General features: G+C 55.1%; 18 protein-coding genes. 7 read left to right on the forward strand and 11 right to left on the reverse strand.

What is annotated here, in order from left to right; translation table 11 throughout:
- Nucleotides 1–279 precede the first annotated feature (279 nt).
- Both ABHF91_RS00500 and ABHF91_RS00505 read left to right on the forward strand, forming a co-directional pair.
- The gene (locus ABHF91_RS00500; protein ID WP_409421558.1) at nucleotides 280–1,653 is read left to right on the forward strand and encodes an MATE family efflux transporter; all 1,374 of its coding nucleotides are present in this window, start codon (nucleotides 280–282) and stop codon (nucleotides 1,651–1,653) included.
- 83 nt (nucleotides 1,654–1,736) lie between these two features.
- Nucleotides 1,737–2,138 (forward strand): hypothetical protein, encoded by a 402-nt coding sequence (locus tag ABHF91_RS00505; protein WP_409421559.1) that lies wholly within the window; start codon nucleotides 1,737–1,739, stop codon nucleotides 2,136–2,138.
- 6 nt (nucleotides 2,139–2,144) lie between these two features.
- On the opposite strand, the gene ABHF91_RS00510 is transcribed toward ABHF91_RS00505, so the two are convergent.
- Genes ABHF91_RS00510 through ABHF91_RS00520 form a run of 3 tightly spaced genes read right to left on the reverse strand, consistent with a single transcriptional unit; the run spans nucleotide 2,145 to nucleotide 5,602 of the window.
- Nucleotides 2,145–2,984: a sulfotransferase domain-containing protein gene (locus ABHF91_RS00510; RefSeq protein ID WP_409421560.1), complete on the reverse strand. Its 840-nt coding sequence runs from the start codon at nucleotides 2,982–2,984 to the stop codon at nucleotides 2,145–2,147.
- The gene (locus ABHF91_RS00515; RefSeq protein ID WP_409421561.1) at nucleotides 2,975–3,829 is read right to left on the reverse strand and encodes a hypothetical protein; all 855 of its coding nucleotides are present in this window, start codon (nucleotides 3,827–3,829) and stop codon (nucleotides 2,975–2,977) included. The genes ABHF91_RS00510 and ABHF91_RS00515 overlap by 10 nt, the downstream gene beginning before the upstream one ends.
- A gap of 9 nt (nucleotides 3,830–3,838) precedes the next feature.
- Nucleotides 3,839–5,602 carry an asparagine synthase-related protein gene (locus ABHF91_RS00520; RefSeq protein ID WP_409421562.1) on the reverse strand — a complete coding sequence of 588 codons (1,764 nt, stop codon included), beginning with the start codon at nucleotides 5,600–5,602 and terminating at the stop codon, nucleotides 3,839–3,841.
- A gap of 204 nt (nucleotides 5,603–5,806) precedes the next feature.
- Between ABHF91_RS00520 and ABHF91_RS00525 the strand changes: the two genes are divergently transcribed.
- Both ABHF91_RS00525 and ABHF91_RS00530 read left to right on the forward strand, forming a co-directional pair.
- Entirely contained in the window at nucleotides 5,807–6,070 is a 264-nt protein-coding gene (locus ABHF91_RS00525) for a PqqD family protein (protein ID WP_409421563.1), read from the forward strand.
- On the forward strand, nucleotides 6,070–7,857 hold the full coding sequence (locus ABHF91_RS00530; protein WP_409421564.1) for an ABC transporter ATP-binding protein: 1,788 nt from the start codon (nucleotides 6,070–6,072) through the stop codon (nucleotides 7,855–7,857). The genes ABHF91_RS00525 and ABHF91_RS00530 overlap by 1 nt, the downstream gene beginning before the upstream one ends.
- On the opposite strand, the gene ABHF91_RS00535 is transcribed toward ABHF91_RS00530, so the two are convergent.
- From ABHF91_RS00535 to ABHF91_RS00570, 8 genes are all read right to left on the reverse strand, one after another.
- Nucleotides 7,824–8,285, reverse strand: coding sequence for a lasso peptide biosynthesis B2 protein (locus tag ABHF91_RS00535; RefSeq protein ID WP_409421565.1), 462 nt, complete (start codon nucleotides 8,283–8,285; stop codon nucleotides 7,824–7,826). The two genes, ABHF91_RS00530 and ABHF91_RS00535, sit on opposite strands and share 34 nt — an antisense overlap.
- Nucleotides 8,282–9,385, reverse strand: a complete 1,104-nt coding sequence (locus ABHF91_RS00540) for a nucleotidyltransferase family protein (RefSeq protein ID WP_409421566.1) — start codon at nucleotides 9,383–9,385, stop codon at nucleotides 8,282–8,284. Before ABHF91_RS00540 ends, ABHF91_RS00535 begins: the two co-directional genes overlap by 4 nt.
- A gap of 747 nt (nucleotides 9,386–10,132) precedes the next feature.
- Nucleotides 10,133–10,288, reverse strand: a complete 156-nt coding sequence (locus ABHF91_RS00545; RefSeq protein WP_409421567.1) for a DUF5989 family protein — start codon at nucleotides 10,286–10,288, stop codon at nucleotides 10,133–10,135.
- A gap of 171 nt (nucleotides 10,289–10,459) precedes the next feature.
- Complete coding sequence (locus tag ABHF91_RS00550) at nucleotides 10,460–11,515, reverse strand: hypothetical protein (protein ID WP_409421568.1); 1,056 nt, start codon at nucleotides 11,513–11,515, stop codon at nucleotides 10,460–10,462.
- A gap of 6 nt (nucleotides 11,516–11,521) precedes the next feature.
- Entirely contained in the window at nucleotides 11,522–12,862 is a 1,341-nt protein-coding gene (locus ABHF91_RS00555) for an MBOAT family O-acyltransferase (protein WP_409421569.1), read from the reverse strand.
- 17 nt (nucleotides 12,863–12,879) lie between these two features.
- A complete protein-coding gene (locus ABHF91_RS00560; protein ID WP_409421570.1) occupies nucleotides 12,880–14,640 on the reverse strand; it encodes a carbamoyltransferase in 1,761 nt (586 codons plus the stop codon).
- A 13-nt stretch (nucleotides 14,641–14,653) separates the two neighbouring features.
- On the reverse strand, nucleotides 14,654–14,980 hold the full coding sequence (locus tag ABHF91_RS00565) for a hypothetical protein (protein ID WP_409421571.1): 327 nt from the start codon (nucleotides 14,978–14,980) through the stop codon (nucleotides 14,654–14,656).
- A gap of 68 nt (nucleotides 14,981–15,048) precedes the next feature.
- Nucleotides 15,049–15,945 carry an SGNH/GDSL hydrolase family protein gene (locus ABHF91_RS00570; protein ID WP_409421572.1) on the reverse strand — a complete coding sequence of 299 codons (897 nt, stop codon included), beginning with the start codon at nucleotides 15,943–15,945 and terminating at the stop codon, nucleotides 15,049–15,051.
- A gap of 1,087 nt (nucleotides 15,946–17,032) precedes the next feature.
- Between ABHF91_RS00570 and ABHF91_RS00575 the strand changes: the two genes are divergently transcribed.
- From ABHF91_RS00575 to ABHF91_RS00585, 3 genes are all read left to right on the forward strand, one after another.
- On the forward strand, nucleotides 17,033–17,161 hold the full coding sequence (locus ABHF91_RS00575) for a hypothetical protein (protein WP_409421573.1): 129 nt from the start codon (nucleotides 17,033–17,035) through the stop codon (nucleotides 17,159–17,161).
- A gap of 330 nt (nucleotides 17,162–17,491) precedes the next feature.
- Nucleotides 17,492–17,623 carry a hypothetical protein gene (locus ABHF91_RS00580; RefSeq protein ID WP_409421574.1) on the forward strand — a complete coding sequence of 44 codons (132 nt, stop codon included), beginning with the start codon at nucleotides 17,492–17,494 and terminating at the stop codon, nucleotides 17,621–17,623.
- A gap of 386 nt (nucleotides 17,624–18,009) precedes the next feature.
- Entirely contained in the window at nucleotides 18,010–18,150 is a 141-nt protein-coding gene (locus ABHF91_RS00585) for a hypothetical protein (protein WP_409421575.1), read from the forward strand.
- Nucleotides 18,151–18,502: the final 352 nt, after the last annotated feature.

An 18,502-nucleotide genomic window follows, 5' to 3' on the forward strand; every position in this document is an offset into this window, starting at 1 on the left:
AAATACTCATGAATGGGTGTCTGAGGCAAGCCATCCCCCACCTAACCTCCCCCTTGGTAAGGGGGAGGAACGATGTTCCCCTCCCCTTGTTTAAGGGGAGGGTTAGGGTGGGGTTAGTTTTTGCTTTGAAAAATAGGGCATGGATGCCTTCACTGATCAGCATTGCCCATTAGGCGCCTTCCACCCCCCGACTCCACCCAGGGAAAGGATTGCGCTGGATCACACTCTGACGTTTAATTCGTGCTGCCGTTTCCTATCCGCCTGTTCAGGTTTTTATCCATGGCTTCTAGCTCACACCAACCCGGGTCGCTGTTTCAGCTGACCTGGCCGCTGTTTATCGATCTGGCATTCCACTTTCTCACCGGGGCGCTCAACACCTTCATGGTGGGGCATGTCTCCTACCAGGCGGTGGCGGCCCTGGCGGTGGGCAACCAGATCCTGGATCTGTGCATCACCCTGTTCAACTTCATCGGCATCGGCTGCAGCGTGGTGATCGCCCAGTATTTGGGCTCCGGCAACCGGCGCATGGCCCGTGAGGTGGTGCATACCGCCATCGGCTTCAACCTGATGAGCGGCGCCCTGGTCATGCTAGCGGTGCTGCTTGGGGCCGACAGCCTGCTGCGCCTGATGAACATGCCGGCGAACCTGATGCAGGATGGTCACACCTATCTGACCATCATCGGCTTGCTGATGGTGCCGGAGGCGGTGAGCCTGTGTCTGGCGGCTTCCCTGCGTGCCCATGGCCACACCCGGGAGGCCATGTATGTGACCCTGGTGGCCAACTTCATCACCTTCGTCGGCAACGCCCTGCTGCTGTTCGGCTGGTTCGGTCTGCCCCAGATGGGGGTGGCCGGGGTGGCCTGGAGCACCATAGTCGGCCGCCTGGTGGCGGTAGCCCTGCTCATCTATCTGCTACAGGCCCGCACCGGCATCCGGCTGCATCCGCTGCGCTTCTTCCACTGGTCCCGGGCGGCGCTGGGCAAGGTGCTGCACATCGGCCTGCCGGCCGCTGGGGAAAACTTCTCCTGGATGCTGCAGTTCATGGTGGTGACCTCCTTCGTCGCCCTGCTGGGGGACAAGGCCCTGGCCACCCAGTCCTTCTTCTTCCAGATCTGCCTGTTTCTCATGCTGTTCGGCCTGTCCATCGGCCTGGGCACCGAGATCCTCATCGGCCACCTGGTGGGGGCGGGCAAGTTTGATCAGGCCTATCACCAGCTGTTGCGCAGCCTCAAGCTGGGTCTGATGGTGTCGGCTGTGGTGGTGGTGCCGGCCGCCTTTGGTGGCGGTCATTTCCTCATGAGCCTGTTCACCGACGATCAGGAGATAGTGGCCATGGCCACCCAGCTGTTCTTCATCAGCATGCTCCTGGAGCCCGGGCGCACCTTCAATATCGTGGTGATCAATTCCCTGCGGGCCACCGGTGACGCTCGCTTCCCGCTGATGATGGCCATCCTCTCCATGTGGGGGCTGGCCATCCCCCTGGCCTGGTTCCTGGGGCTGCATCTGGGCTGGGGACTGGTGGGCATCTGGTTGGCGTTTGCCGCCGACGAGTGGACCCGGGGCCTGGCCATGTACTGGCGCTGGAAGAGTCGGCGCTGGGAGAAAAAGGTGCTGGTGAGCGCGTTGGCCGAGGGATCGGCGCTGCAGGGTTAACGCCGCCTTAACCAGCCCAGGGAAAGGCCAACCGGGTCTGGCGAAATCTTGTACCCTGATTCTCCATTCTGAGGAGAATCGACATGTTCCATGGTATCGCCAGCGTGGCCCGGCAGGATTGGCCGGCCACCTACGCCATGGACAAGGGAGTGTCCGACACCAACGCCGTGGCCCCGGTGGCCCAGGTCAATCAGGATCCACAGAACCAGAGTCAGACGCGCCAGTTACTGGTGGCCGGGGCCCGGCACCATCAGCAGCAGGCGGTGTTCGACGCCTATCTGGACGGCAGCGACCAGGCCCGGCAAGACAGCCAGGGCCCGGATCTGTACGACTGGTATCGCGAGGCGCGGGTGCAGCGCCAGCTGAATAACTGGCTGGATGATGCCGCCTCAGACGCGACCCCCTCCACTCCCCGTCACACCCTGGCCAGCCGCTACGGCGAAGCCGCCACCCGTCCCGGCCAGGTGTTCAGCGTCGCCGTGTAGGCACGGCTAGGCGTACCCCAGCTCGTCCAGCAATGGCCGCAGCTCGCCCAATAGCCGTTGGGCGAGGGGCTGTGCCACCTCCGTCTTGCCGCCACCGACCTTGCCTGAACCGAAGAAGGGCGCCGAGCTGGTGTCGAAGCGTTCCCGAAAGCCCAGGGTCTGTTCCTGTTGCTGCAGTACCTCGAGACGACTGTGGGTCAGGGCGGTGGCCAGGGCCTCCTCGCTGAATTCCATGCCGATGGCCCGCAGCAGGCGGCCAAACTCGGCCTGCGGGTCATGGCGCAGATCCTCGTAACGGGCGAAATGCACCGGAAAGGGCAGGTTGGGATCCCGCCAGCTGCGGGTATGGTCCGCCCAGCAGCCCTGTTGTTCCGGCACCAGCCGCTTATCCCGAGTGGGATGTTTGACGATCTGCGATGGCGTCAGCAGGCGCTCTAGGGCCCGCGCCTGATCCAGGCCGAAGTGTTTGGCGTAGGAGGGCAGCACGTCCAGCGGATGGCGCACGATATGGATGGCGGCCTGCACGCAGTCGCCGGGAAAGATCCACTCGCCATCGGCGTTGCGGCGCATCATGTCGTGAGTCTTGAGATAGACGGGGGCGGGTTGGCGTGTCACCAGCTCACGGTAATACTCCGGCAGCAGGCAATCGATCTGCGCTTGACTCAGATCGCCTGCCGACCAGGGGGATATTTGATCGAACTGTTCCCGTCGGTCGCCCTTGAAGCTGCCGACCCGGATATCGTTGATGGAGACGGGGGCCTCGTCGGCATAGAGCAGGTTGGAGAGCACCATGCGCAGCCAGGTATTGCCGGATTTGGGGAAGCTGGCCAGCAGTATCATTGCCATTGCGCCTCCAGCCGCTCGGCGATCTGCTGGGGCGTGAGCTCATGGGCCAGCCACTGAGTGAACAGGGGCACCTGCTTGATGATGGCGGCGCTGAGGCGAAAGTGGGTGATGGCGGCGTCCAGCCCGGCGATCAGTGGCGGACGGAAGGTATGGCGCTTCAGTAGGCCGATGGCCTCACTGCCGCCGACGGGCTGGTGATCCTGGGAGGGTTCCTGTCCTGGCAGTGGCGCCTTGCGGGGGCGGAGCAGCTCCACTATGCCCAGCAGGGGCTGGGGCTGGGCGCACCCTTCGGGCTGATAGAGGTACTTTTTCTTCAGGCCCATGCTTAGGGCCAGGGTCTCATGGGGCAGACCCAGCAGCGTGCAGGAATCCTGCCACAGGCGGATTTGCTGCACCCCGGGCCAGACCTGGATTATCCCTTCGCTGTTCATGCCGATGCGGCTGATGTCGTCGTTAAGCAGGCGCCAGCCGCGCTGGCAGAGGGCCGCGGCCGTCGTCGACTTGCCGGTGCCGGAGTGGGCACACAGCAGCAGGGCGCCTCGACCGCTGGGGGGCACCAGGGCGGCGGCATGCAGTGGCAGCTCGCCCCGCTGAAAGGCCAGGGCCGCCAAGGGGGTGGCCAACAGGAAATGTTGCAGCTCTCGCTCGGTGGCCTGTGGATCCAGGGGCCGGACATGGACGTGGCGGCCCTCGCTGACCCTGTATTCGGCCAGGCCCGGTACCCGCACCCACATCAGGTTCTTGCGGGCCTTCCAGTGAGGCTTGTCCAGTCGCCAGGGGCCATCCGGCAGAGCCATCTCCTCACCAAGGGTCAGTTCATAGTCGTCGATGGGCAGTTGCAGCATGAAGAGTCCTTAAAACGTCAAGTCGGCCTGCCAGCTCGCTCTGGCCTGGGCATAGAAGAGGGCGGTGCCCAGGATGCGGTGCAGGGCGAAGCTCTGGTGCTTGGCCACAGGTTCGCTGGTGCAACTGTCTAGCAACCGATCCACCTGGTCCAGATCCAGCAGCAGAGCCAGGTCCGGCAGCGCCCTCAGTTGTCGCCATTGGGCTCGATAGTGGTTCGCCTGTTCCCGCATCCAGAGGCTCTCGTCCGGCGCCTGCTCACCCCGGCGGCTGCGCAGACGAATGCTGTCGGGCACCCGGCCTTCGCCCACCAGTCGGGCCAGCAGCCGCTGGTGGCCCAGCCCCACATAGGCTTCCGGCGGATAGCGCAGCAACTGCTCCATCAGGGCGCGATCGGAAAAGGGATCCACTGAGAGGACGCCCTGTTGCCAGAGGGTATTCAGGCCATACGGCGGACGGGATTTGGTGAGAAAGTCTACCCGATCGGCCCAGAGGGGAAAGGGATTGCTGGGAAAGTGGTAATCCACTCTGGTGAGAAGGGCGTGGGCCAGCCAGGGGGGGGCTTGGTCTGCCGTCTGCTCGGGGGCCCGCCATTGGCGCAGGGTCTTTCCCACCCCCAACAGATCTGCCAATTGAACCAACCAGAGACGGGAACCCACTGGGTGGGCCATCAGATGCTGCCAGGCCCAGCGCCAGTGGCCCTGGGGCAGCAAGCGGGCCTGGCCGCCGTGGCCCGCGTAACTCAAGGAGGCATTGCCGCGAGCGCCGGTCAACAGCACAGGGCAGTCCAGCTCGGCGGCCTGGCGGTAGATCTGCTCCAGCCAATGGTAGTTGGCGATGTTGCGCAATGGGTTCCAGCTGTTGGCGTGCTGGCGCGTCAGCTTATCCAGCAGGCTGCTGCCATCGGGACGGATGCGGTGATGGATCAGGTTGGCGTGGCGTTTAGCCAGTTCACAGGTCAACGGCCATTCATCGAGATCCCAGTTGGCCCGCATGACATGGCTCAGATCCCCATCCTGGGGGGAGGAGGTGAAGCTGTGCAGTGTACGGCCCTGTTCGGCCAGTTGCTCGGCGGCAAATGTGGTGGCCAGGGAGGAGTCCAGCCCGCCGGAGAGGGTGCTGGCTACCCCACTGCGGGAGCGCAGCAGACCCTTGACCGCTTGGGCGAACAGGGCACCGGCCTCGGCAGCATAGTCTCTTGGGTCCCGATAGGCCAGGTCGGGTTCTGCTTGGGGCTGCCACCAGCGGGTGAGCCGCGGCGGCTGGCCCGCCTGCAGCAGCAGATGGTGCCCGCCAGGCACCGCCTGGATGGCTGACCAGGGCTCGTCGGTCATCTTGGCCACCAGCAGATGGGCCAGCGCCAGGCCGTTGAGCTGCTTGGGCACCGCCGGATGGCTCAGCAGCACCTGGCGCAGCGGACTGGCCAGCACCACCTGCTCATCCTGATAGTAAAACAGCGGCTGACTACCATGATGATCCACCACCAGATGCAGGCTGCGGCTGGGCTCGTGCCAGGCGGTGAGGGCAAAGCTGCCGTAGAGGCGCTGGATACCTGCCTGCCCCCAGGCGGCCCAAGCCTGGCAGAGCAGCTCGGCATCGCTCCTGGGATAGTCCAGGCCTAATTCATCTGCCAGCTGTTTTGGCCGATCCAGCCGGGCCCAGGCCAGCATCTGCCAGGGGCCCAATTGGTAATCCGGTTGCTGCAGTGCATCCTCCGCCAGTATGGGCACCGGGTTGCTCAGTAGCAGGCTGTGTCCTCGATCTGTGTCATGCACAAAGGGTTGGCAACCAGGTCGGGTTAAGGCGGAGACGAGGCGCAACTGCAGCGCATCGTTCAGAGGCTGCTGATATTGATGAACAAAGGCAAACATTGTGAAGACTTTGTGAGGCTTATAGTATGACCGGCATCATAACCAATGGATGCTCCCGTGGCCAACGGGCACGGCAGGTCTCTGCGAGTAAAAGGAGTCAAGGCAAGCATGTTGCAACGCAATGAGGCGATACCCAGCACTGAGCTGGATGGTGAACAGGTCTTCATGGATCTGGAGTCGGGGCGGTATTACAGCCTCAAGGGCACAGGTCTGGCGGTCTGGCAACTGTTGGCTGAGCCACTGGCGGAAGAGGCTCTGTTCCAGCAGCTGGCCAGCGCCTATGCCATACCGCTGGATCGCTGTCGGCAGGATACGGCGCCTTTCCTGACGCAGATGCTGGATAAGGGCTTACTGCTGCGCAAGAGCTGTTGATGAGGCCGGCCGTGAAGGGCTGGCTAGCCGATTGCCGCTGGGGGGTGGGCCTGTTGCTGGCCGAGGCTCCCGGGGTGTTGGCCGCCTGGCTGCTACTGTTGCTGGTCAGCGCTGCCGCGCCCCTGGCATTGCTGGGCCTGCTGCACCGGGTGCTGGGGTTGCTGCAAGGCGGGCCAGGCCATACGTTGCTGCCCTGGCTTATCGGCCTGTTAGGCCTGTTTGTGTTGCTGCCCCTGCTCAATCAGAGCCGGCAATGGTTGCATGGCCGGCTGGCCGAACGGGTGCAGACGAGTATGCAGGATCACCTGCATCGGGTGGTGACGGCGCTACCGTTCGAGCTGTTTGACCGTGGTCAGCACTACGACCGGCTGCACCGGATGCGCAGCGATCTGCTGAGTCAGCCCCTGTTGCTGGTGGAGCATCTGGGGCAGCTGTGTCAATCCGGCCTGTTTTTGGCCCTGCTGGCCGGCAGCCTGCTGCTGTATCGCCCTGACATTCTGCTTGGCCTGGGGCTGGCGGCCCTGGCGGCCCTGGCGCTGGGGGTGTGGCATGCCGCCCACCAGATCCGTTTTCAGCGTCGACTGGCCCGGTTGCAACGACAGGCCAATTACCTGAGTTTCGTGATGACCGATCGGCAGCCGGCGGCGGATCTGCGTCTGCTGGGGCTGGCCGGCTACTTTCGCCAGCGCTTCTTGCAGGCGCAGATTGTGTTGCATCAACTGCAACGGCGCTTGGATAACCGCAGCTGGTGGGTAAGCCTGTGGAGCAGCCTGTTGCTGGGGGCGGGTCTGGTCTGGACCGCCTACTGCCTGTATCGCGATTGGGCCCTCGGCGCCTTGCTCCTGGCGGATCTGGTGGTGTTGGCCCAGGGTCTCTGGTTGGCGCTGCGCATTCAGGGGCAGTTGGTGGAGAGCGCCATCCGGGTGGCCAGAGCCGGCCTGTTTATGCAGGAGATCCGAGCCTTTTTGACCGACCCGCCGCGCTATAAACAGGCAGATCTGGCACCGGTTATGACGACCTGCCCGGCCCCCGAGGCGGCACTCTGTCTGGATCGGGTCGGCTTTTGCTATGAGGGGGCCCGGCAACCGGCGTTGCAGGACTTCTCCCTGACGGTGCCCAAGGGGCAGATCTGCGCCCTGGTGGGGGGCAATGGGGCCGGCAAGTCCACCGTGCTCAAACTGCTGGCCGGTCTCTATCAGCCCCAGAGTGGGGGGATCTGGCTCAACGGCGCGCCGGCAGCGACCCTGGATGAGGCAAGCCGGCGGGAACAGATGGGCGTCCTGTTGCAGGAGCCGATGCATTTTCAGGGCTCGGCGGCGGAGAACCTGCGGCTGGATCGGGTCTTGCCGGAGGGCCACTATCAGGCTGCCTTGCAGGCGGCGGATGCCCACAGCCTGCTGGCCGGTCTACCCGAGGGGGAGCAGACCCTGCTGGGCAGGCTGTTTGGCGGGGTGGAGCTCAGCGGCGGTCAGTGGCAACGTCTGTGTCTGGCGCGCATCCTGGCTGGGGAGCAGCCCATCATGCTGCTGGATGAGCCCACCAGTGCCCTGGACGGTTGGTCGGAGATCGACTGGTTTGCCCGCCTGCGCCGGTGGGCGCAGGGACGCACCATCATTTTGGTGACCCACAGATTCAGTACTGCCAAACAGGCCGACTGCATCCAGGTGATGGAGGCTGGGCGTATCGTGGAGCGTGGCAATCACGAACAGCTGCTGGCCCTGGGGGGCCGCTATGCGGCGGCCTGGCGAACGCCTCAGTCGGCAGAGGCGCCGGCGCCGGCCTTGTGACTGGGGTGGCGGCTCACCACCCGGTAGCGGGTCACTGGGCCGCCCAGCACCACCTGGGTATCGACCTCGATCCAGGCATGGGCGGCAAAGTCGTTCTGTTCATCCCGCCCCACCCCCACCACCAGCTCGTAAGGCAACCCCTGCCGGGCCGACCAGAGGCTCAGCGCAATAGCTTGTTCCAGACAGAGCGCCCGCCAGGGGACCAGCCTGGCCAGTCGTGCCAGGCGCTGGCCGGCCAGGCGTTGGGCGCGTTGGGTGGTTTCTGCGTTCAGGGCATAGTCCCGGGGCAGGCGGGCGAGTACCTGCTTGATGGGCTGGTGGCGCAGCTGCCAGCGCGCCCTGGCCAGCAGGCCGATCAGACGGAGAGCCTCCCGACGGCGGCCCGTCAGCCAGAGAAAGCGCCAGAACGAGCGAGCCGACTGACTCATCCGTGACGCACCGAGTCGAGATCGTGTCGTGCCCGTCCCCAGCGCACTATCAGCAAGGGCAGGCGCAGCAGGGGATAGGCCCACAGCAGCGACGTGGGCAGCCGCCACTTCTCCATATCCTCCCGGCTAAAACAGCCGCGATCGACGAGATGACGGAGGCGGGCGGGCCAGCCGTAGCGCCGCTGCAGGCACCCTTGGTAGGCATGCAGGCGATAGCGATAACGCAATGACAGGCAATTGGTCATCTCGGGGTAATCGTGCGCCAGCAAGAAGGCCTGAGCCTCACCGGCCAGGTAGCGAGCCTCAGGGGAGGCTGAGTTGACCAGCTGTTGCAGCTCGGCTCTGTCATGAGTCTGCACCGGCCAGAGCCAATTTAGCAGTAGCGCGGTTTGTTCCAGCACGCCAAGCAGGCCCTGGCGACGCGCTAACTCCTGGGCCTCTTGCCAAATCCCGGGGACAGCTTCGCTGATGGCTTGGATGTCACCGAGCCACTTGAGGCGAAACCAGTGGTGGCGGGCACCGTGGGTCAGCAGATATAGCAGCTCACCGGCTGCAATACGGTCTCTGGCAAAGGGGAGTTGCCACTGCGTTTCTCTGTGCTGGGCATGCAGGGGTTCGATGCGCCAGTGCAGCTCCACCATCACCGATTGCTGGGCATGGCGCAGGGTCAGGTGCCAGTAATGGCGTTGTACCAGACGCCGGTTGGCCTCGTGCAGGGGCGGGGCATCCAGCAGGGTAAAGCCTTCGGCCTGCAACAGCTCACAGGCCTGCCACAACTGCGCCGGCGGCACCAGCAGATCCAGATCCTTGCTGTGGCGCAACGTCATGTCGCCATACAGCCGCTGGCTGAGGCCGGGGCCCTTGAGCACACTCAGGGTCAGCCCTGCGGCGTCGAACCGGCGCTGCAGATGCTGCTGCATGGCCCCCAGTCGCAACAGGCTCAGGCGTTGCGAACGGGCTTTTTGTTGCAGGCGGGGCCAGTGGGGCCCCAACAAGGCTGGGCCCCAGCCAGGGTTCAGCGCCAGCTCCGCCAGTCCCCACAGACGGTGATCCTGCAGGTATTGCCAGTTGCGATCCCAGTCCTGTGGTTGCGCCGCCAAGGCTGCCAATTGTTGTTGGCGTTGAGACTCTTGTTGAGGACGCCAGGCACAGAGGCTGGCTAACTGTAGGGGGAGAGGTAGGGATGAGTGTGTCAACATGACTGTGCGCCTCACGGAGTGAAATAGCATGATACCTAACTGCGTGGTGCTTCCCAAACAATTCCAAAGTCATCGCCACTAGTTGACTCAATCTGGTTATTCCACGACATTTGTTGCGGCCTTATCATAACGAGATAGTATCATTTCATGGTTTGGCGCTCGGCCAGCAGTCGTTGACGAACTTGGCATCATAGTTGTCAGTTGTTGAGCTGCAATCTTAACCAAGCGGCTCATTATCGTTGCTGTTGATTTTAGGAATATGTTGGGGGCGAAATGGCGATAGAAAAAATAAGGGAGTTTGTCTTCGGGCTACTTGCCAAACATGGTGTTAGCGAGGGTTGTTTAGATGATGATTCACTTATAGAGTCTAACCGTTTCGACTCGATCGATGTTGTAGAACTGATAATATTTCTAGAGGACGAATTCAATATATATATATCCTCATCTGACTCAAAGATAATGAGTGAACTCGATACTATCCGACGGATTGAGATATATGTCAATGAACATGCGTAACTGCTAATGCATTAACTTGTGCATGCGGTTACATTGTAAGTTTTGCGGGTTTTGCACGGAGTGGATTCTCCTGTCATTCACGTGCAAGACCCGCGTAGGAAGCAGTTGGGCATGCCTTTGTGAGGTGAATTCTCAAAAAATAGCATAAATAAAAGGTGACCAACTTGAGCTGCTGGCAAAAATGAACAGCCCAGAGAGTATCAGCAATACGATCAGAAATGGAATAAGAATAGCGCGAGATTTTTTTGATAAGAAGAAACTTAACAGCTCAAACAGAAACTCTTTCATTTCGATGGTACCTCATTTTTCTAATCGATAATAATTTAGCTCGCAGATGAACGCGGTGCCTACCGAATCACATCAAGAAAGGATGTTTGTATGGTATTGATGATACATCATTGATGCTTTTTGTCATTAATGAATAACATTCATGTGCAACTGATATGCCGTATAAATTCATCAGTGAGCTTCCTTTATGCGTGCTGCAATTTGCTCTGCAAGAATTTGATTCCCCTGAGGGGTAAGATGGCCTGTTAAATCAAGAAAGAAAGAATTACCAATATTATCGAATATGCTTGAAAGGTCAACGATATCTGTGGATTGATTGGCATAGAAAGATAGTTTCTTTGCAATGGCCCCATATTGCATGGTTAAGTTTTTGGTGGCTTCTTCTTGAAGGAGATTGGCCACATTCGCATGGTTTCCCCATGGCACGGGTGGGATAAATAACAAGGTCGTTGTTTTCTGAGACAGTCCATAAGATTTCAATGCATCAAAATCCATGATGATATGTTTGACAATCATGTCCTGATATCTGGTGTCATCGCAAAATGACGACTGAGCATCCTCTCGTGTGCCGGAATTGGAAAATTTATTAGTGATTTTTTTCCAGATGGTCAGTAGACGTGGAAGGGTTTGATCCTTGTTATGGCTTATGTCTCTGTCAGAACAGACTGATATGTAGTCAAATGGACCGTTGAGTACGACGACTGAATCATAGTGCTGCTGTTCAACGACGTTAATTCGAAGCCAATTCGCCAGATTTCTTGATAAGGTATGCCCCGGAACGGCATAATTATCAATTTGATAGTTGGGCAAGAGAGTCGATAGTTTACTTGCTAGGCTATCCTCTGATGGGTTATATAATCCAAACGTTTGGGATGCGCCCAATAGCAGAAGTCGTCTATCTGCATGTCGTGACGACCCTGTGCCTATGATCCGTTTCCCTGTTTGGTCAATTTTATATATGCCATAATCCCCCTGAACGATTTGCTTTTCTACAAGTGGAGTATATTTTACTTGCAGAGTCTGTGAGTCATGAAAATAGCGACTATACGCTTTCCTATCCAGATCCTGTGGCAGTGAGGCTATGAATTTCTGTTGCGCATGGTGAGGAGTTTTCATCTGTGAAACGAGACTTCTGGAGCAGATCAACAGATCGCCAAAACCATCAGCAGTCAATGTTAAAAATATGATGATAATAAGGATGAAAAGAATGTATTTAAACTTTTTCATGATATTTTAAAAGTCAAAGTAATAGAAGCTTTCCGGCCTTTGTGCGGCCACCAGAGAACAACTGATGATTATAATGATCGTCATGGGGATGAGCAATGCTGGTGGTGCTTTTTTCAGCGCCGCCTTAATCAAGTAGGCCTGATCGAATTTATGTAAAGCCAGTGTTGCTGCAGATAATGCCATGACGAGTAGGTCGTTCTGGTTGAGGGGTTCGTTGTGGAATGACAAAAGGGACTGATAATAGCAAGTAGCCGAATCAATGGATGAACTTCTGAATAGAACAAGCAGAAGAGTCCATATGACAAAGTTGCATATGATGCAAAATGGTTTCAGATAGGCATTGTTAGCAATGTAGCGATGATACCCGGTGTAACCTTCTGCGATCATAATGATTCCCTGTATTCCTCCCCACAGGACGAAGCTCCATTTAGAGCCATGCCACAATCCGGAAAGTAGCATGGTTAACAATAGCGGCAGATATGGCAGTGAGTGTCTAAAGTGTCGAACCAATGGAATAAATACATAGTCCCTCAGCCAGAAACTTAGTGTCATATGCCATCGTTTCCATAGCTCAGTCAAAGAGAATGATAAATATGGCGATCTGAAGTTTTCTGGAAATTTAATTCCAAGCATCCCGGCCAAAGCAATAGCCATATCTGAATAAGCGCTGAAATCACAATATATCTGTACTGAGAAGCCAATTGCCGCAGTGAGCAAATCGTAAAAGCCATGATGTAATGGGTCGGCAAAAACGGCATCAATGACGGTGCCAATTTGATCTGCAATTAGCACTTTTTTAATCATGCCAATAGCAAAAAGAGGCAGGTTTTCACTGAGGTTCCTCCAGCACACCTTGATATTGTCGAGTTGTGGAACTAACTCCTGACTACGTAAAATAGGGCCGGCAATCAAATGTGGGAATATGCATATATACAAACCAATATCTAATGTGCCATAGCATGTTTTGGGTGTTCTGGAATAGTCCACGATCATACTTATTAGGGTGAATGTAATGAACGAAATACCCAGTGGCAGCCCTAGAGAAATCGGGTGAGCCATGCCAAGTGATTGCAATATGAAATTGGTGTATTTGAAAAAAACCAAGGGGGAGAGTGCTAGGATGATTAATGCTGTAAGTGCACTTTTATAACGCCGAACGACACGGCAAGCCATGATGCCAAACAGAATATAAAACATTATTATGTAAATATAAGACACATTCCATGATGCATAAAATATGACGCTGGTTACCAGCAGGATGGCTTTTATCCAACGCCGGTCAACAATCTTGATGATGGCAATGTTTATCGTGAAAAATAGTAAAAAACTTGGCAGTTGAAATAACATGGTTATTATGTCCGACACTAATCTAGTGCAAAATTATATTTTTTGTATTTTGAACCATCCTGTTGGTATTTATCTAAAACTATATTGCCAATGACCAACATATCTATACCTGTGTTCATGAAACAATTAAAAGCATCTTCTGTCGATAAGACCATAGGTTCGCCCCGAACATTAAAACTGGTATTGACTAACATTGGGCAAGCTGTCAAATTTTGAAATTCATGAATTAATCTGTACAGTCGTTCATTGTTGGCGATTGAGACAGTCTGTAATCTAGCCGAACCATCCACATGAATTACAGACGGCGTTATCTGATCGACGCCATCATTTGCCTGAACGGTGAAATTCATATGGGGTGATGATTCGACCATGTCAAACCAATTGTTAGCCTCTTCCGCTAAAATGACCGGTGCAAAGGGTCTAAATGATTCTCGAAACTTTATTTTGAGATTAAGACTTTTTTTCAAATCCTTGACTCGTGGATCTGCAAGAATAGAGCGATTCCCGAGAGCTCGAGGGCTAAATTCTGCCCTGCCCTGTACCCAAGCAACAATCTTGCCTTTCGCCAAGGCATCGGCAATGGACTCAAAAATTGTCTCATCTGGAATGATGCTATATTTGGCACTCAACTGTTCTAGCTGCCGCAGTGCTATATCATGATCAATGCAGGGTCCTAGGTATGGCATATAGTCTTGGCAAGGTACTCTAGGTTTTTTACAATAAAGATAGTAGCCTGCCTGTGCTGCGCCTAGTGCACTTCCTGCATCGCCTGCTGCTGGCTGTATCCATAATTTATCAAAAATTTTGCTCCTGAGTATTCTGCCTGTTGATACGCAATTTAATGCTACGCCACCAGCTAAACATAAATTTTCTTGGCCGGTTAACTCTCTTGCATATCTGGATAAACCTAAAAATAACTCATCTGTTACGGATTGCAGTGATGCCGCAATATCCATATGAACAGATTCTAACGGCCCTTCTGGATGGCGGGCTTCAATTCCGAACAGCTTTGCTAGCGCAGGGGTATACATTTTGAGTCGTGACGCAAACCCAAAATATTTCATTCTTAGCCTGAAACTACCATCTGGTTTAATTTCTATTAAGTTGTTTTTTATTTTCTCGGCATAGATGGGGCGCCCATAGGGGGCCAATCCCATAACTTTATATTCACCAGAGTTAACTTTGAAACCTAAGAAGGCTGTAATGGTGGAGTAGAGTAGTCCGAATGAATGAGGGAATCGCAGTTCTTTTAAGCGCTCTATTCTTCCGCCATGCGCGATGGATATCGTGGTGGTCGCCCATTCGCCAACGCCATCGATTGTTATAATTGCGGCTGATTCAAAGGGTGAGGAATAAAATGCAGCAGCAGCGTGAGACAAGTGGTGCTCAGAAAATAGAATGGAATGATTCCACTCGGAGCCGCCAGGCAGGGCGGATAAACGCCTTCTCAGTTCTAATTTTTGAAATAACTTCTCTTTCAGCCACATTGGCAATGCCTGGCTGAATAGCTCATAGCCTTTCGGTGCGAAGCGAATACAGGTTTCGAGAAGCCGTTCAAATTTGTTGAATGGCTTTTCATAGAAAATCACATGGTTTATGTCAGCCATGGAGATTTTACTATTACTCAGTATCCATTCTATGGCATTGACTGGAAATCCACTGTCATTCTTTATTCTAGAGAAGCGCTCCTCTTGAACGGCGGAGACGATCTCGCCATTTTTTAATAATGCGGCTGCGCTATCATGATAAAACGCAGATATTCCAAGAACATATGTCATGACGCATCCATCATCAAAATTGTTTGTGAAAGTCATCTGGGTGATATGATTTTTTTTCTGGCGTTTCCCAATATGATGATGCCTTCCGATTTGTATTCACCACGACCATTTCAGGACGTATTGCTCTCAATAATAGGCTGAGTGGTGTGATAAATATAAAAAATAAAACAAAGAATAGAACTTTTCTGATAAACCAATGAAGCTTGTCCATGATTTTAATCACAGAAATAAGGCATTGCGGAGCTAGGATGGCGAATGCTGATAAAACAAACGCAAAGGGCAGTAGCCATGGCCACAACTCCTGTTTGGCAATGCTGAAGATGATGGTGAATAATATCATTCCACAGCTCATGGCTAGCAGTTTAATTCTAACTCTAGTCCTGTTATGACTATTTTTTTTGCCCATCATCATTCCTCTTGAAGCTCTCTTGATACCAGACCTGATATAACACGAAATGCAACCTCATTCGGGTGGATATCATTGGCGGATGCCCAGTAATACGTGGTCGGATGGTCTTTTAATTGAGGCAAGGGATCAATAAAGTCGAATCCGTATTTTTGGGAAAGATCGTGCGTGATTTCTTCCATGAACCCAAATCTGTATTGGATTAAATCATGCATTTCTGGAATCGAGACAATAATGATTTTGCAGCCTGTTTCATCTTTTATTAATTTTAATTTATCAAATGCATGAGTGAGAACCGCCTTGCCGGGTAGACTGTGCCATTGTTTATGATAACCCGCCACGAGCGCATCCTTGCCATACTCACCGCTGAGCGCCTGCTGTATGAAGGTAGTGGCGAGTGCAGCCAGTTCACTGTTTTCGACAAGCCATCCAGGGGATTGGGTTGTGACCTGTGTCGTGGCTCGCGGCGTCACCAAGACAACAAGCGTATCTGCCTTAATCTTTTTGCTCAGCTGTTCCCATAAGGCGACAGACTGAGACATATTCATATTACCGATGCCTGCGTTTACTACGTCATATTCTGGTGATAGCGTCCGACTGAGCTGACCGCGCAGTGTTTGCGTCTCGTCAACCCCCCAGCCCAGGGCTATCGAGTCACCGATGATGGCGATTCGGTGCGGGGCGGCATCGTTCGGCTCGGGACCGCGCATACCGAGACTGTTTATCCGTATAACGACATTTTGTAATGTTGCGGTGCGGTTTGGGATGTGCTGGTGGCCTATGTCTGAACGCGGACTCTTCATTTTCAGCAACTTCGCGTATCGCCACATTTCAATCACATAATTTTCTTGGTTCATCGTCGCCAGACGGACCAATCCCTCTCCCATGGCAAGCGCCATGAGGATACCTATTGTGGCGAGAGCCATATATCGCACGAAAGACATGCTGCGTATTACATCCCTTTTACGTTTCACGTTATGGCGGATAATGGGGGGCTGGCATCGTGATGCGGCGCTGAGCCGTCCTGCTCTCATCTCTTTATCCGCAGGCTAAAGAAGGAGGCGACATTCGCTATCCATCGGCTAAGACGTTGACAAGCGAAGCTCGCCTACTCCCTCTTCGTCCGGGTCGGTATCCTTGTACTTTCTGGCTCCTTTCAGTTCGTTCAGCCATACGTGAAACCTATGGTTTCTGTTTGCCAAACGCTACCGCCGCTCCAGCCAAGAATACAGCCAAAACGGCATCTTATCTGCGAAGCCGTCATGGGACCAGAAGCAATTCAGTCACTGCCTGCTCATGTCCGTGAGACTCACGGCGGTGATCCTATGTCGTTTGTTTCGGACATGGGCCACGGGGTACGGATGACCGTTCCAGAGCAATTTTGTGCCCGAAACCAGGCGGTGTACGTGTTAAAGCTGATCTGGTCGTGCGATTGTGTTATATGAGAAAGAGCCTCACTTGAGGCAGTCGCATGAATGCTTTGCTCAGAATTATTCTGAACTTTATTTGTGGTTTCTAGGCAAAGACCTTTTGGGCTAGGGATATTAAAGGAGAAAAAAATGGAACAACAAGAACAACCGGCTTGCCCGGTCTGGCAGGCCCCCGAGTTGATTGAGCTGGGAGATGTGAGCGCTGCGACTAGGCTTCACTTTAGTGGCACTCAGGCAGATGGCTCTTACACCTCTTGAGCTAAGCGGTGGACATTTATAAGCGGATGGGGTGCATTCTAGTCCATAAGCCATAGATTGGTCTGTGCTGTTCGGATTCAGTTCTGCCAAACTCAAGACACCCTGCCAGGGCAACCTGAGCGGGGTGTTTGTTATTGGCTTCTTGCCGCCAAACCGCGGACGCAGGGTGGGAGGAATTAGGTGCCACGTTTGGCGTTCGGCGCTGCTTTTTGCTGTCCTTGGGTGTGGACAGGGGTATGCTGTGGGTTCGAATGAACACACTTATTAACTCGCGTCATCATAACTGAAGGAGTCAGAGATGCAGCAACAAGAATCGCAGCCGGGCCAGGTATGGCAGGCGCCCGAATTGATCGAACTGGGGGATGTGGGTAGCGAGACCAAGTTAGGCACCGGCGTGGGCGCTGACTCTAGCACAGAGGTAAGCTAGCCTAGCGTTCTATTATCGATCTCTGAACTGGAATGGCCGAGTTAGCATTTCGCTGACTCGGCTTTTTTGTCGAGCGGTCAGGTAACCCGTGGCTGGCTCTGTGGGGCCGTTGACAATTTTTCTTTGCTTGACCAGGGCATAATCCACACTCCCGCCCCATCTTGGCCGGTGTTTTTTATTGACCTCTCGCCGCTGAACCGGGGCACGGGAGGGGGCACCTCTGGCATTTTGGCGCTGCTTTTTGCTGTCCTTGGGTGTGAGCAAGGGTATGCTATGGTTTCGAATGAAAAAGTCATTTTGGTGACGAAATCATAACCGAAGGAGTCAAAGATGCAGCAACAGGAAGAGCAAGCGGGCCAGGTCTGGCTGGCCCCCAAGCTGATTGAGCTGGGTGAGGTAGGTAGCGAAACCCAATTTGGTGACGGTTCGAATTTTGATGGATCTGGGTCCTATGCATCCTGAGCAATACGGCCGGCCCGCTTGATCTCTTTAGGCGGGCCGAGCAACCCAATGACAAATACCCTGCAAGGGCAACCTGTGCGGGGTGTTTTTATGACCGAGTTAGAAAAAGCCCTGGCTACTGCGCGGCACTGTCAGACCCGGTAGAACGCCTCGTACCAGGCCACGAAGTTGGCCAGCACGGTGGGCCGGTATCGTCCAGCGGCGTTCACTGCCGCAATGCATGTCGTTGCAGCTGTTGTTTATCCTGCTAGATGAGGCACCTGCGGGGGAGACCGCCATGTTGCCGTCTTTCGAAATTTATTGTGTTATTCTGCACATCCGAGTGAAATATCGGCACTCGTAGCACCATCGAAATAGTAGATTCATCGGAATAGAAGGAGTCAAAGATGCAGCAACAGGAAGAGCAACCGACCCAGATTTGGCAGGCCCCCGAACTGATTGAGCTGGGTGAGGTGGGCAGCAAAACGAAAGCTAATGCTTCCGGTCCGTATGATGATGGCGGCACCTCTTATGCTACCGCTTCCTAAGTAATTTGGCCTGCCCGCTTGATCTCTTTAGGCGGGTCAGCAACCCAATGCCAAACACCCTGCAAGGGCAACCTGTGCAGGGTGTTTTTATAGCTGAGTTAGAAAAAACGCCCTGGCTCCTATGCCCCTGGGTTACCAGCTCCTTATATCAGGCCACGAAGTTGGCCAGATCGGTGGGCCGGATGACACGTAGTTTAATCGTTCAGCGGCGTTCACTGCCGCAATGCATGTCGTTGCAGCTGTTGTTTATCCTGCTAGATGAGGCACCTGCGGGGGAGACCGCCATGTTGCCGTCTTTCGAAATTTATGGTGTTATTCTGCACTTCCGAGTGAAATATCCGCACTCGTAGCA

Origin of the sequence: Pseudaeromonas aegiceratis (assembly GCF_046254905.1) — a bacterium.
Classification (GTDB): Bacteria; Pseudomonadota; Gammaproteobacteria; order Enterobacterales; family Aeromonadaceae; genus Pseudaeromonas; species Pseudaeromonas aegiceratis.

Coding starts and splice junctions, on each gene's coding strand:
- ABHF91_RS00505 (WP_409421559.1), top strand. CDS start 1,737: ATGTTCCATGGTATCGCCAGCGTGGCCCGGCAGGATTGGCCGGCCACC.
- ABHF91_RS00530 (WP_409421564.1), top strand. CDS start 6,070: ATGAGGCCGGCCGTGAAGGGCTGGCTAGCCGATTGCCGCTGGGGGGTG.
- ABHF91_RS00535 (WP_409421565.1), bottom strand. CDS start 8,285: ATGAGTCAGTCGGCTCGCTCGTTCTGGCGCTTTCTCTGGCTGACGGGC.
- ABHF91_RS00565 (WP_409421571.1), bottom strand. CDS start 14,980: ATGATATTATTCACCATCATCTTCAGCATTGCCAAACAGGAGTTGTGG.
- ABHF91_RS00550 (WP_409421568.1), bottom strand. CDS start 11,515: ATGAAAAAGTTTAAATACATTCTTTTCATCCTTATTATCATCATATTT.
- ABHF91_RS00525 (WP_409421563.1), top strand. CDS start 5,807: ATGTTGCAACGCAATGAGGCGATACCCAGCACTGAGCTGGATGGTGAA.
- ABHF91_RS00580 (WP_409421574.1), top strand. CDS start 17,492: ATGCAGCAACAGGAAGAGCAAGCGGGCCAGGTCTGGCTGGCCCCCAAG.
- ABHF91_RS00585 (WP_409421575.1), top strand. CDS start 18,010: ATGCAGCAACAGGAAGAGCAACCGACCCAGATTTGGCAGGCCCCCGAA.
- ABHF91_RS00515 (WP_409421561.1), bottom strand. CDS start 3,829: ATGCTGCAACTGCCCATCGACGACTATGAACTGACCCTTGGTGAGGAG.
- ABHF91_RS00510 (WP_409421560.1), bottom strand. CDS start 2,984: ATGGCAATGATACTGCTGGCCAGCTTCCCCAAATCCGGCAATACCTGG.
- ABHF91_RS00500 (WP_409421558.1), top strand. CDS start 280: ATGGCTTCTAGCTCACACCAACCCGGGTCGCTGTTTCAGCTGACCTGG.
- ABHF91_RS00555 (WP_409421569.1), bottom strand. CDS start 12,862: ATGTTATTTCAACTGCCAAGTTTTTTACTATTTTTCACGATAAACATT.
- ABHF91_RS00560 (WP_409421570.1), bottom strand. CDS start 14,640: ATGACATATGTTCTTGGAATATCTGCGTTTTATCATGATAGCGCAGCC.
- ABHF91_RS00545 (WP_409421567.1), bottom strand. CDS start 10,288: ATGAAAGAGTTTCTGTTTGAGCTGTTAAGTTTCTTCTTATCAAAAAAA.
- ABHF91_RS00570 (WP_409421572.1), bottom strand. CDS start 15,945: ATGGCGCTTGCCATGGGAGAGGGATTGGTCCGTCTGGCGACGATGAAC.
- ABHF91_RS00575 (WP_409421573.1), top strand. CDS start 17,033: ATGCAGCAACAAGAATCGCAGCCGGGCCAGGTATGGCAGGCGCCCGAA.